Raw genomic sequence first — 13,192 nt, 5'->3', positions numbered from 1 at the left:
GTTCGTAATCCCTTATGGAGATGCAGCGGTTCCGGACATTCCATGGAATGGAAGTGCATCCTTACTTGGAGGCGTCGATGCTGCCTTCGCTTGCAACGATGGATCTTGAGGTCGAACCCGAATTCCAGTTGAGTCTGCACCAGTGTGGAGAGGAAGAAGCTCAGCGGTTCAAATGGATTGAGAGCGAGAAGGCCGGCCGCGACCTTGGCGAAACGGCGATCCGCTTATGGATCTGTCGACACTGGAACAGCTTCCTGCGCCAGCGTTGGCTCGAACACCTTCAGGGCAAGGCCTTCTGGGTCGAGCTCGACCATCGCGACTTCGGCGTCCTCCGAACCTGTTTCGCCGGCTCAAGGTTGATCGATCCGATCATCGATCACTTCAAGAGGGGTCACGAGAACCTCGACATCCTGCTCTGGGCCATGCAGGAACGGCTTCCGATGGAGGAAGTCCGCGACATCTTGACCACGCTCGACGTCAACAGCGCGCGGATTCAGTGTCAGTTCGACCCGTCGGGCCAGCGCTACCGCAGCGCGGCAGGCTGACCGGCGACGCGTCGGCCCCGGTTGGTTCACGATACGCGGGTCGATGCGATCGATTCGAGATGGGTCGTCAGCGTCCGGACGAAGCAGCCGGTCCCTCCCACGTCGCGCGTCGAGCTGTCGCCGTCGTTCCAGCTCGGACCGGCGATGTCCAGGTGGATCCAGGGGATCGAGGCGGTGAACTCCTCAAGGAACTTGGCCGCCGTGATCGCGCCTCCCCACTTCCCTCCCACGTTCTTCAGGTCGGCGACGTTGCTCTTGAGCTGATCCTTGAAATCGTCGTCGAACGGCATCTCCCACGCCCGCTCCCCGGTCCGCCCGCACGATTCGAGCAACTCGTGGGTGAAAACTTCGTCGTTGCTGAACAGGCCCGCGATCTTGGGCCCGAGCCCGACCATGCAGGCGCCCGTCAGCGTCGCGAGGTCGAGAATTCGCGCCGGTCGGCTCTCCGCGGCGTAGCTGAGCGCGTCCGCGAGGATCAACCGTCCCTCGGCGTCGGTGTTGAGCACCTCGACGGTCTTACCGTTGCGCATCGTCAGGACGTCGCCGAGCTTCATGGCGCGCCCGCCGGTCATGTTCTCGGTGATCGCGAGGTATCCGACCACGTTCACCGCCAGGCCAAGCCGAGCAATGGCCTGCATCGTCGCGGCGACCACGGCCGCGCCGGTCATGTCGCTTTTCATATCTTCCATCGACGCGCTCGGCTTGAGGCTCAGGCCGCCCGAGTCGAACGTCACCCCCTTGCCGACGAGTGCCAACGTCGGGGCCTCGCCCCCCTTGCGGTACTCAAGGACGACGAACGCCGGCGGCTCGTCCGACCCCGCCGCGACCGCCAGCAGACCGCCGAACCGCTCCTCGCGGATCTTGGCCTCGTCCCAGATCTGGACGTCGATCCCGGCGTCGGCCGCGTGCTTGCCGACCCAGGCGGCGAGTACGCCCGGAGGCTTCTCCGAGGGGGGCGTATTGACCAGGTCGCGCGCCAGGTTGACGGCCTGGCCGACGATCTCGGCCCGCGCGACGAGCGCTTCGACGGCCGCCGCGGCCTCGTCGGTCGTCTCGGCAGGCAAGACGACGTCGAGCCGTCCGAAAGTGTGCCGGTTCGGCTCGCTCTTGCGCAGGCCCGCGCTGCGCTGGCCCACGATCACGCCTTCGATCAGGGCCGAGGCCAGCTTGGAATGCCCGCCGTCGAGAAGACTCGCAAGGCTCACCGCGACTGAGTCCCGAGGCTTGCCCGCGAGCCGCTTGGCCAGAGCGACGCCAGCCGTATACGCGGCGAGTGCATCGAATTTGTTACGCGTCCCGAGACCCACAAGCAAGACCGACGGCACCTCGAAACCGGCCAGCCCGTGCAGCGCGGTCAGTTCGCCCAGCGATCCGTTCAGCTCCTTCTGAGCGATCAACCGACCGCAAAGCGCCTCGGCCGGCGTCCCCCGAAGTTCCGGCGCAAGCTCGCCGTTCTTCTCGAAAACCCCGACCACAAGCCACTGCGATGCCACCGTCGTCGACGCCTGGCGAACGATCCTGATAGTCATGATGGCGGAAGCTTCCTTACGCAAGAAGGCGCGGGCGCAGCCGCGAGCCTCGCGGAGAACGGGTCGGATCTTGAAAACCGATGATCGCAAGCCCCTCCGACCGCGCCAAGGCGCATCCCGTCCCACTGGCATTCACATCCCCGGCGTCGCGGACGTCGTGACCGTCTCACCATCCGACCGACAGGAAATCCGTCTCGCCCGAGGCAGCCCCTCCCTCCCAGCCCCCGCCCATGCGGTCGGCGGGGCCCGAGTACAAGCCCGAAGCGCCAGCGAGTGCATGGACCCGAACGGCCGATCGGAAATGCACTCGCTGGCGCTTCGGGCTTATACTCGGGCATGCACTGGTTCGTCCCAAGGCAATTTTTAGAGCAGACGTCTTCCCTTCCATCGTACGCACCCGCTTGAGCGATGATCTCGATCGCGAGTACACTAAGAACAGCGATCACGACCGGACCTGGACGGGTTTCGACTGCGTCCGGTGAATGTTTCGCGAATTGGTGCTGATCCGCGTCTTCGCTCTTGCCGCTGGTCTGGGGTCCCCGGGAGTCAGTGCGCATGCTGAGCGCGAATCGGGCGAGCCTGCTCGGAGGCATCGGCGTCGCGGTCATGACCCTGATCCTGATGATCGCGACCGAGTCCCGCATGGCGATCGTCTGGGATGAGGGGTACACGCTGGGTCGCGAGGGGAGAGTTCGCGACTGGCTGCGCGCGCTGCGCGACCCGAAGACCTTCGCCGCGACATGGCGGGCGGCGTCGCCATTGGAGGATCTCGTCCAGCAGGTCGGCGTCGGTCCTCCTCGGCCCGACCAGGTTGATACGCGCGCCAAGTTGCTGGACTCTCGGGTCGTGGAATGGTTCTGGCCGTTCGCGCGCGAGGAGCCTCACGGCCATCCTCCATTTTATGCGATCGTGGGGATGGCCGGCGACGTGCTGGCGCCGTCTTGGGAGTTGCTGCCTCGCGCCCGCCTCGGCCCGATGATCGCTTTCAGCCTTACGGCGGGCGCGTTGTTTGCCTTCATGACGCGTCGCCGGGGCCTCTGGGCGGGCGCGGCGACGGCCGGGGCGTGGATCTTCCAGCCGCGCCTGTTCGCTCACGGTCATTACGCGCTCTACGATGCGCTGCTCACGTGCCTTTGGGTCGGATCGATCCTCGCCTTCACGAAGGCGGTCGAGCCGGGCGACCCGCCGACCACCGGGCCGCGGTGGCGCTGGGTCGTCGCGTTCGGCCTGCTCGGGGCGGCGGCGGCGGGAACGAAGCTCACCGGCTGGTTCCTTTGTTTGCCGTTCCTGGCCTGGACCGCCGTCTCCCGCAACCGTCGCGCCGGTCTGGCGCTGGCGGTCGGCGGCCTCGTGGCTCTGGTTGCCCTCGTCGCTCTCATCCCCCCCTGGTGGAGCAATCCGATCGCGGGAGTCGATCGCTTCCTGCGGTCTAATCTGAGTCGGGGACAGACCACGGAGATCCCCACCGCATTCCTCGGTCAGGTCTACCTTACCCCTCAGGGGTCGCTGCCGTGGTATAACACGCTGGTCTGGACCGCCTTTGTGACGCCGGTCGGGTTCCTGGCTCTCGCCCTGGCCGGCACCGTCTGGGCGGTGCGCTCAGCGCGCTCGCGGCCCTTATGGCTTCTGGTGGTGATCCACTGGGCGTTCCTGCTGGCGTTGCGCGCGCTGCCGCATACTCCGGGTCACGACGCCGAGCGTCAATTCCTGCCGGCCTTCGGTTGCCTGGCACTCGTCGCGGGGCTGGGAGGAGCCTGGGCCGTCGAGGCGCTGGGGCGGTGGGGAAAGGCTCTGGTAATCGCCGCTCTGACGGAAGGAGCCGTGAGCCTCGCGATAATGATGCCGGTCCCGCTCTCGTATTACAGCCCGCTCGTCGGCGGTTTGCCAGGTGCCGCCCGATTGGGAATGGAACCGACCTACTACTGGGACGCCCTATTCGAGGACGCTCTCAATCGCCTCAATACGGTCGTCCGGCCCGGTGAGACACTCCTGCTCCCCGCCTACACGTCGAGCTTTCGGTATTTGCGGCAGTCAGGCAAACTGCGCCCGGACTTCCTCTGGCCGGAAGCCATGCGGTATGCATCACATGTCCCGGAATGGTACATCATCCAGAACCGCGTCGGTTTTTTGACTGACCTGGAACGAGAAGTCATCGCGCGAGCCAAGTCCGAGAACGTCCTCGCCTCGAAGTGGGGCGTCCCCCTGATCTTGATCTTTCGCAACCAGGGCTTGGAGCGTAAGTAGGGCTTACCGTGGCGATCGAATCGTCATGCCCCAGTTTGGGGCGCCCGACCTCATGAAAACGGGCTCTGGGTCGTGCCGCGAGCGGCCTCTCAATACGAGCCCGAAGCGCCAGCGAGTGAATCGATTCGAAGGGCCAACTGGAAATTCACTCGCTGGTGCTTCGGGCTCGAATCGGGAGGTCGACCGCGTGACTTCTTGTCAGCTCATTTTCATGAGGCCGGGTGTCCCCACGGCGTCGTGATGGGCAGAAGAAGCGCGCGAACGGAGCCAATCGACCGAGGAAGCCCGTTCGGGAGTCGGCTGACTTCAGACGAAAACCGCGCGAACGGAGCCAATTGACCGGGAGGGCAGGGCAGAGGGAGAGAGCAGAAAACCGCGCGAACGGAGCCAATCGGCCGAGGCGGGTTCGAGAGGCGGTCCGGGGGCGTCCGGGACGAAGGGAGTCGGCCGAGGGGGGCCGGAACGAACCGAAATCCCGTGGTTTCACGCGCGATCGAAGCCAATCGGGTCCTCGACTGTAAGGTCTTTAGACCTTCATGTTTAGGAACCGTCAGACCGGCATACTCGGGCGACGAACGAAGCCAATCCGGTCGGTGGACCGGGAGCGGGCCGCCGGAGAGGGACTGTCGGAGGGGCGGAACCGGGAGGGCGGTCCGAGGGGATGGAGGACGGACGGCTCGGGGGCGGATACGGAGCAAACGAAGCCAAACTCGGCCCGAGCGGTCGGGCGGTCAGGGCGATGGTCAGGAGCGGTCGGAGGCTTGCTCGGTTGGGGCCGAGTTCGGGCTCGTCGCCGTACGCGGAGGATCGGCTCGTCCTGGCGCGGTTTGCGATCAGATTGCTCACGAGACGCGGCCGAATGGGATGCGATTCACTCACTTGCGCTTCGGGCTCGTATCGGGGAGACGCGTTTCCACCATTGGAAAGGGCCGGCCGCAACCCGTGAGCAACCCGCGCCAGGTCTCGGGCTCCTGTCGCTGTCTTCCTCGTCCAGTGCGAAACGATCGAGCCGCCGCAAGCCGCCTTGCCGGGTTTCGACATCAAGGCTAGAATCCCGGCCGCCTCGATCTCAGGAGCGTCGCGACGCGCCTGCGGCGAAACGAATCGACCGGGGTTGTTGCGATCGAACGATCCTCGTTCGGATGCCGCGTGGATCGGCGGAACGGTGAGTTGGGAGAGCCAAGGATGGTGAGATCCCTGAAGGTCCGTCGCCGCTCGGCGGCGATTCTCGGTCTGGGCGCAGTGCTGCTCGGCCTGAACGCGGGCTGCGTGGTGCGCCGTTACACCCTCCGCACCGAGCCCCCCGGCGCCCTGGCGATCGTCAACGACGAGGAGATCGGGCCGACGCCGGTCTCGCGGTCGTTCACCTACTACGGCGATCGCGAGATCACGTTCCTCCTCGACGGTTACGAGACCAAGACGGTCATTCAGCCGGTCGCCGCCCCCTGGTGGGACAACTTGTTCACCGAGTTCTTCTCCGAGAACCTCGTGCCGTTCACGCTCCGCGACGAGCGCGAATTCAAGTTCGACCTCCAGCAGGCGACGCCTCCCCAGGCCAACGACCTGTACAATCGCGCCGAGGCGCTGCGGGCCGAGTCGCAAATCGCACCCAAGCCAAGGCGCAAGGGATTCTTCGCGTGGCTCGGATTCGAGTGACCCACACATGCACATCGCGATTCATCGGAAACCGCGCCGTCCCGAAACCAGACAGAGCACCGTCGGCATCCAAGTTGTTTTCTTCAACCAAGACCGAGCTTCGTCCGATCTCATGAAGAGTGGATAACCGAACGGGAAACCGTCATCGGGTTCGCCATCCTCAGGGATGTGGAGGTGAACTGACGTGAAGATCCTGGCCGCCGCGATCCAGATGCCGAGCGACTTGCTCGACCTTTCGGCCAACCTCCAGCGCGCCGACGGGCTGCTCCGCGAGGCCCGCCAGGCCGGGGCCGAGCTCGTCGTGTTGCCCGAGCTGTTCAACACGGGTTACAGCCTTTGCCCCGACTACGGTCCTCACAGCGAGACCGCCGAGGGGCCGACCTTGTCGTACCTGCTCCAGCGCAGCCGACGATGGAAGATGTGCATCGCGGCCGGATACGTCGAGCGCGAGGGAAGGCACCTCTACGATTCCGTCGCCTTCTGCACGCCCGACGGCGACCTCCACATCTACCGCAAGCGCAACCTCGTGTTCTGGGAACGGTTTCGGTTCCGCCCCGGTCGTCAGCCGATGGTCGTCGCCACGCCCTGGGGGCGGGTCGGATTCGCCGTTTGCGCCGACATGATCTATCGACGGGTCTGGACCGATTATCGCGATCGAATCGACCTCGCCGTGGTCTCGGCCGCGTGGCCCGAGTTCGCCGATCGCGGCACCGGACGGCGGCACTGGCTGCTCGGCCACGTCGGGCCGCTGTGCAGCGACATCCCCGCCAAGGTCGCGGTCGATCTCGGCGTCCCGGTCGTGTTCGCCAACCAGTGCGGCGAGACCCGGACCACGATCCCTGTCCTTCACACGACGATCCTCGACCGATTCGCGGGTCGCAGCAGCATCTGCGACGGCCGACACGGCCCCCCGTCCGGGCCGACCTTGATCCGGCGCTCCTTCTGGCTCCCGTCACCATCCACCCGAAGCGAGGAATGAAGTCGTGGTCTTTTACGTCCCCCTCGGTCCGCGCGGCGGAGTCCTCCGCCTTGGAACCTTCGTGATCGGCATCCTGGGAGGCATGGCCTACCGCCAGACCTGCCGACGCCGCGATATGGCGTTCTCCAATCCCACGCTGCCGGTGCACCTGCTCGACGCCCTCGCCGCCGAGTAAGCCAGGCGGCTCGCCTTCATCAGGAACGCGATTCTCGACGACGGCGATCCGGCGTATACTGATATCATGTCGCACACCCACGCATCGCCAGCTCTGGAGCGGTTCCTCGAATCGGTCGTCCGCCAGTTGCCTCGCGAGGCCGTCGAGGCGATGGCCGACCTGCGCCCGCCGTTCGACGAGCACGTCGACGACGCCGTCGCCGACGAAGTGATCCACCTGTTCCAGGCCAAGGCCAAGGCCGCGATCCACGAAAGCCTGGCCGGCCCGCTACCGGACGAACCTGACTTCAATGAAGAGACCAAACAGGTGCTTCGGGATGCAAGAGAAGGCAAGGGGCTGGTGCGATACGACAACTGGGACGAGCTGTTCGCCGACCTGGGCATGTGACATCTGGCCAGGAAGCGAAAGCCCAAGCCCGAACCGGTGTCGTAACGCCACTCACGCCGGCCGACCACCCAAGGCTCAATCCTGTCAGGTCGGCTCGATTCGATAAGGAAGTCGCACGCCAGAAAGCGCGCGGTAAGGATCTGGCCAAGCTCCATGCGGTCATCGTCGCCTTATCGAACCGCCAACCCTTGGAACCCAAGCATCGGGATCATGCGCTGACGGGTGAGTGGTCCGGCTACCGCGACTGTCACATCGAGCCCGACTGGATCCCTATCTACGAACGCACGGAGACGGAGCTGAGGCTGATGCGGACCGGCTCGCACTCCGACCTGAAGCTCACCTGAATCCTCTCGTCGAAACGCCGGATCGACCAAGCTTCGTCGCGGCGGACGCCGACTCCAATCCGATAGCTGATCAGAGGTGACCATGTGCGGCATCGCCGGAGCCATTGACCTGACCGGACAGCGGGAATTCCCCGCCCGGCGACTCCTTGCCATGACCGCCGCGATCGCGCATCGCGGGCCGGACGACGAGCAGATCCACATCGAGCCGGGCGTGGCTCTGGGTGCCCGCAGGCTGTCGATCATCGACCTCGCGGGAGGCCGACAGCCGCTCTGCAATGAGGACGGCTCGGTCTGGGTCGCGTTCAACGGCGAGCTGTTCGAGTACCCCGAGATCCGCCGGAAGCTGCTCGATCGCGGCCATCAACTGACCACGCGGTGCGACACCGAGGCGTGGGTCCACCTTTACGAAGACCTCGGCGAACGGATGTTCGAGGAGGCGCGCGGGCAGTTCGCCGTCTCGCTCTGGGACCGCAAGACCCGCACCCTGATCCTCGGCCGCGACCGCGTCGGCATCTGCCCGCTCTACTACGCCAAGGCCGACGGCTGGCTGCTCTGGGGCTCCGAGATCAAGGCGATCCTGGCCTCGGGCATGGTCCGAGCCCAGGCCGACGTCCGCGGGATCGATCATCTGTTCACGTTCTTCTGCGCGGGGACGACCCGGACGTTCTTCGAGGGGATCGACTCGATTCCCCCTGGCCACTTCCTCAGCATCAACGACGGCCGGATCGCCAAGAAGCTCTACTGGGACCTCGACTTCCCCGACGCCGGCCAGGAACGGCGGCTCGACGATCCTACTCCGCTGATCGAGGAGCTCCAGGCCCACCTGGAGACGGCCGTCGAGCGGCGGCTGCGGAGCGACGTGCCGGTCGTCACCTACATCAGCGGCGGGCTCGACTCGACCGTCGTGCTCGGCCTTTGCAGTCGGCTCCGCCGCGAGCCGATCCCGGCGTTCACGGTCGGGCTCGACCGCGCGGGGCCCGACGAGCGGGCCCATTCGACCGAGGCCGCCGAGATGCTCGGCTCGCCGCTCACCACCGTGGTCATGGATCGCTCGAAGATCGGCGAGACCTTCCCCGAGCTGGTCCGCGCGGCCGAGGGGCCGGTGCTCGACACCTCGTGCGCGGCCTTGCTGCGACTCGCGCAGGCCGTCCACAGCCAGGGCTACAAGGTCGTGCTCACCGGCGAAGGGGCCGACGAGGCGTTCGCGGGATACGTCTGGTACAAGTCCCAGAAGATCCGCGACGGCGCCTACCAGCGCATCGGCCGGACGATTCCGAGGCTCTTCCGCAACCTGATCGCCCGCTCGGTGGCCGGCGGCCGGATGGTCATCCCGCCCGAACAGGCCATCGGCGGCGTCCGCCCGGCGCAGCAGGATATGTATGAGATGATATCTCAATGCAAGCCGATCCTCTACTCGAATGCGATGAAGGACCGGCTCGACAGCCACAGCCCGTACGCCGATCTCGACATCACCAACGATCGCATCCAGCGCTGGCATCCGTTGAACCAGTCGCTCTACGTCGGCTACAAGGTAATGCTCGCCGGCCTCCTGATGATCTCCAAGGGGGACCGGATCGCCATGAACGCCTCGGTCGAGTCGCGCTACCCGTACCTCGACGACGACGTCATCGCGTTCTCGGCCGGCATCGCCCCCGAGTACAAGCTGCGCGGCATGACCGAGAAATGGATCCTCCGCCAGGTCGCCGCCCGCATCCTCCCCAGCCAGATCGCCAACCGTCCCAAAACGATGTTCCGGTCCAACCTCGCGCAGACGTTTCTCGGCCCCCAACGCCCCGCCTGGGCCGACCAGTTGCTGAGCCTCGACTCGCTTCGCGCCACCGGCTACTTCGATCCCGAATCGGTCCAGAAACAGCGGCGGCTGCAAACTCTACTTCCACGAATGACCCCCGCCCGGTTCGTCTTCGACGTCGCCCTGACCTGCGTCGCCTCCACGCAGCTCTGGCACCACATCTTCTGCGGCGGCGGCCTGTGCGACCTCCCCGTCTGGACCCCGCCCGTCAAGGCGTCCGACTAATCCGGCACGGCCGGAGGAACGTCGCACAATCCGACGCCGAGCTTCACGCGACGCGCGGGAAGCTCGGCCCAGATCCGTTGCTTGTCGGCTTCCGACGCCCCCCGCCATGCGGCGATCTCGTCGAGGGTTCGGGCGCAACCGAGGCAAAGGCGGGAGTCTTTCTCGATCTGACAAATCCCGGTGCACGGACTGGTCGACGACACAGTCAAGACTCCTCACCCATTGCGAACCGTCAGGCGACTCGACGACGACGATGGGCCAGGCCGGCGAGAGCCACGACTCCGACGCTCGCCATCACAAGGCTCGACGGCTCGGGGACGGCGGCGGAAGCGACAGTGTACCGCACGTCGTCGACCGCGAAGTAGCCCGGGGTGTTCATGCCGAACAGGCCGACGTCGGAGGACGACACGTTGAAGTAGATCGTCTGGGCGCCGGCCAGGGCGGAAAGGTCCATGTACCGCCAGTCCTTGACGATGTAATCCTGCTTGTTGTCGCCGAAGCGATAGTCGGCGAGATAGAAATCGATGGACGCTTCGAGGACCTTGCCCGACGCGTCGGAGCCGTAGGCGGTCAACTTGAACCAGTCGGGGTCGTTGCCCGAAGCACCGCCGAACTTCTTGGCGAAACTGTCGCCCCGAAGCATCGAGAGCGCGGCATAGGTCGTGTTCGTCACGAACATCCCCGCGATGCCGGCGCCTGTGGGCAACGTCAAGTGCGGCAGCCCTTGAAGCTGGCTGAGGAGGACATCCGGGCCCAGATCCTGATAGCCGAACGCCACCCCATAGGCGTCGCCGCTGTGGGCTGAACCGGGGAAGGCGGAGAACTGATTCAGGTAGCCGGCGGTCGTCGTGTCGGTCGTGTTCGAGTAGGCGAAGCCGCTCCAGCTACCGAAGGTCTTCTCGTAGTTGTTGACGAAGTCGACTCCCCCCGTCGTGAAGCTTCCCCGCACCACGTCGCCATACGGCCCCTGAACCACCGTGCCGTTCGGGTCGGGTCCCCGCCAGAAGGAATCCGTGCCGAGAGGAAGGTCGTCGAACGTGGCGACGGCGCCGCCGCCGTGCGCCGCGCCGGCCGCCAGGCCGAAGGCGAGAGCCATAAACAAAACTTTGAAATTGTGAATACTCTTTGAGCGCATCTTCGGAAAGCTCCACAGCGTGGGATGAAACAATCGAACACGGAAACGGCGTGGAGCGCGCACCGGTCCCGATTGAGGGCCGGCGCGCGCGATCCCCGACGTCGGTCGGGCGACCGACGCGGCGGGCGTCAGTGGTCGTCTACGATTTCGCCGCCGGCCCTGGCGCAGGGCGAGATGACCTTCCACCCCGTGCTGGACGGGTCCGGCCGCGTGGAGGCGGGACACGGATCAACGGATCGATCCGGCTTGGCGGCCGTGTCGGAGGCGAGCCGGATCGTGAGGATCGCGGCCTCCCCAGGCTCAATGAGCATTAAGGGGCGAGAGCGCACGGATGCGCACGCGGGGGACGGAGCACGGGGGGACATCGGAGCAGACCTTTCCGCCGGGCCGGGCATGGTCGGTGCTTCGACCCCTCCGTACGTGCCCGATGCAGACAGCCTGCGATCCGCGCGCGTCCGGATGCTTGAGGCCGAAGCATCACAACTGCGTCTCGACGGGCAGGTCTTCTGGCTTACGGCTCATAGCGGCCTTCGGACGGCCTTCCCGCCTTGCGGCAGTGGCATGTTCGTCCGATGGCCTGACCGATTACAGCGGCGGCCCCGCGCCGGATTTCCACCGGCTTCCCTATTCTCCCCCACGACCGAACACTCGGGAGGGGGCACCTGTCGAGTGCGTCCAACCTTACTCAGTCACGCGTCCGAGATCAAGCCGAGGACGACGAAACCATGAATCCATTCATTGGCTTCTCTTTTTCATCTTCGTTGCACTTATCCGTCGCTCACCAACGCATTAAGAAGCAACGCGTGGAAATCGGTCGTCTCCAGTAGTTCGTCGGTCGACGGCGGGGGGCCGTCGGCGATGAGGACTGGCTTGTCGAGAGGATCGCGGGCGGGGAGGCCGTGGCTGCCGCGCACCAGGGTCGGGTCGAGCGGGATCACGTCGAAAAGGGTCCGGAATCCGAGCTTCTTCTGGATGAGTCGTCGCACGGCGCGTCCCTTCGGCCAGAGCAGCGTCGGATCGAAAAACAGCTCGCAAGGGTCGTAGCCCGGCTTGCGGTGGATGTCTACGGTCCGCGCGAAGTCGGGGGCGACGGCGTCGTCAAGCCAGTACGGGTAAGCGAACCAGGCGTCGGGCTCGGAGAGGACGACGATCTCGCCGGAGCGGTCGTGATCGAGCCCGATCTCGGCGCGCTCGGCGCCCGCGAAGACCCGGCCGACCCCCGGCTCCTGAGCGAGCATGTCGCGGACGCGGTCGACGTCGCCGGCCCGGCGCACATAAACGTGCGCCAACTGATGATCGCAGACGGCGAAGGCCCGGCTGTCGAACGTGTCGAGCGTCTCGCCGAACGGGCCGTTGCGAACGGTCAGAAGGCCTGCGCGTCGCAGGACGTGGTTGAGCGCGACCGGCCGACTGACGTCGCAATGGCCGTACTCGCTGACGATCCAGACTCGCGCGCCCAGAGCGCGGGCGCGGTCGAGCAGGGGGGCCGCGGCGGCGTCGAGTTCGGCCGTGAGCCGAGCCATGTCGCAGCCGCCGGGCCCGCGGCGCTGGGGCTCGTAGTCGAGATGCGGCAGATAGACGAGCGTCAGGTCGGGCCGATCGCGTTCGAGCACGTCGGCGGCGGCCTGGGCGATCCACTCGGTGCAAGGAAGGCCGGCGTTCGGCCCCCAGAACGTGTGAAAGGGGAACTTGCCGATCTCGGCTTCGAGCCTCCCGCAGAGGGGCTCGGGCGTTCCCGACACGCCGAACACCTTGCCGCCGTCGGCCCCGTAATAAGGCTTGGGCGTCACGCTGATCTCGACGTCCGCACCCTGGTTGAACCACCAGAACAGCTTGGCCGCGCGGAACGACCGCCCACGCTCGCGGGCCATCCTCCGGGCCGTCGAGTAGATCGGCTCGGCCTGAACCAGGGCGCTCGACTGCTGCCAGAATCGAACCTCGCGTGTGTCGCGAAAGAGCCAGCCGTTGCCTACAATTCCGTGATCCTGGGGCGGACGCCCGGTCAGCAAGCTCGCCTGGGCCGTGCAGGTGACCGCCGGCGCGACTTCATGCAGCGAGCGGACCCAGCCGGCGTCGGCCAGCGCACGGAACCGACGGGCGTGACCGAGGAGTCGGGCGGTCAATCCAACGGCGTTGACGACGACGACGGGCGGTGGCGACATG

The 13,192-nt window shown here is 66.0% G+C and carries 12 protein-coding genes and 1 riboswitch; of the genes, 8 read left to right on the top strand and 4 right to left on the bottom strand.

Annotation, left to right across the window (positions count from 1 at the left end):
- Positions 1-77: 77 nt before the first annotated feature.
- Entirely contained in the window at positions 78-545 is a 468-nt protein-coding gene (locus tag BSF38_RS04270; protein WP_076350586.1) for a hypothetical protein, read from the top strand.
- Between the two features lie 26 nt (positions 546-571).
- Here the strand turns inward: BSF38_RS04270 and BSF38_RS04265 are convergent, their stop codons facing one another.
- A complete protein-coding gene (locus BSF38_RS04265) occupies positions 572-2,074 on the bottom strand; it encodes a leucyl aminopeptidase (protein ID WP_076350585.1) in 1,503 nt (500 codons plus the stop codon).
- Between the two features lie 555 nt (positions 2,075-2,629).
- Between BSF38_RS04265 and BSF38_RS04260 the strand changes: the two genes are divergently transcribed.
- The 7 genes from BSF38_RS04260 to asnB all read left to right on the top strand — a co-directional run bounded on the left by BSF38_RS04260 (position 2,630) and on the right by asnB (position 9,894).
- Positions 2,630-4,318: a glycosyltransferase family 39 protein gene (locus tag BSF38_RS04260; RefSeq protein WP_076343608.1), complete on the top strand. Its 1,689-nt coding sequence runs from the start codon at positions 2,630-2,632 to the stop codon at positions 4,316-4,318.
- Between the two features lie 1,185 nt (positions 4,319-5,503).
- The gene (locus tag BSF38_RS04255; protein ID WP_076343607.1) at positions 5,504-5,974 is read left to right on the top strand and encodes a PEGA domain-containing protein; all 471 of its coding nucleotides are present in this window, start codon (positions 5,504-5,506) and stop codon (positions 5,972-5,974) included.
- 184 nt (positions 5,975-6,158) lie between these two features.
- On the top strand, positions 6,159-6,953 hold the full coding sequence (locus tag BSF38_RS04250; RefSeq protein ID WP_237170731.1) for a carbon-nitrogen hydrolase family protein: 795 nt from the start codon (positions 6,159-6,161) through the stop codon (positions 6,951-6,953).
- Between the two features lie 4 nt (positions 6,954-6,957).
- The gene (locus tag BSF38_RS31205) at positions 6,958-7,128 is read left to right on the top strand and encodes a hypothetical protein (RefSeq protein ID WP_168189272.1); all 171 of its coding nucleotides are present in this window, start codon (positions 6,958-6,960) and stop codon (positions 7,126-7,128) included.
- Positions 7,129-7,194: 66 nt separating this feature from the next.
- Complete coding sequence (locus BSF38_RS04245) at positions 7,195-7,515, top strand: hypothetical protein (RefSeq protein WP_076343606.1); 321 nt, start codon at positions 7,195-7,197, stop codon at positions 7,513-7,515.
- Complete coding sequence (locus tag BSF38_RS04240; protein WP_083712686.1) at positions 7,512-7,859, top strand: type II toxin-antitoxin system RelE/ParE family toxin; 348 nt, start codon at positions 7,512-7,514, stop codon at positions 7,857-7,859. Before BSF38_RS04245 ends, BSF38_RS04240 begins: the two co-directional genes overlap by 4 nt.
- A gap of 82 nt (positions 7,860-7,941) precedes the next feature.
- Positions 7,942-9,894, top strand: coding sequence for an asparagine synthase (glutamine-hydrolyzing) (gene asnB / locus BSF38_RS04235; protein WP_076343605.1), 1,953 nt, complete (start codon positions 7,942-7,944; stop codon positions 9,892-9,894).
- Here asnB and BSF38_RS04230 read toward each other — a convergent pair.
- The 3 genes from BSF38_RS04230 to BSF38_RS04220 all read right to left on the bottom strand — a co-directional run bounded on the left by BSF38_RS04230 (position 9,891) and on the right by BSF38_RS04220 (position 13,191).
- Entirely contained in the window at positions 9,891-10,097 is a 207-nt protein-coding gene (locus tag BSF38_RS04230) for a DUF1289 domain-containing protein (protein ID WP_076343604.1), read from the bottom strand. The genes asnB and BSF38_RS04230 overlap by 4 nt on opposite strands.
- Positions 10,098-10,126: 29 nt before the next feature.
- Positions 10,127-10,990 (bottom strand): DUF4465 domain-containing protein, encoded by an 864-nt coding sequence (locus BSF38_RS04225; protein ID WP_083712685.1) that lies wholly within the window; start codon positions 10,988-10,990, stop codon positions 10,127-10,129.
- Between the two features lie 518 nt (positions 10,991-11,508).
- Positions 11,509-11,710, bottom strand: a riboswitch (cobalamin riboswitch).
- An 86-nt stretch (positions 11,711-11,796) separates the two neighbouring features.
- Entirely contained in the window at positions 11,797-13,191 is a 1,395-nt protein-coding gene (locus tag BSF38_RS04220) for an alkaline phosphatase family protein (RefSeq protein ID WP_076343602.1), read from the bottom strand.
- Position 13,192: the final 1 nt, after the last annotated feature.

The sequence above is a fragment of the Paludisphaera borealis genome (genome assembly GCF_001956985.1).
In the GTDB taxonomy this organism is placed as follows: domain Bacteria; phylum Planctomycetota; class Planctomycetia; order Isosphaerales; family Isosphaeraceae; genus Paludisphaera; species Paludisphaera borealis.
The sequence above is the reverse complement of the archived record's forward strand: the minus strand, read 5'-3'. Positions and strand labels throughout refer to the sequence as shown.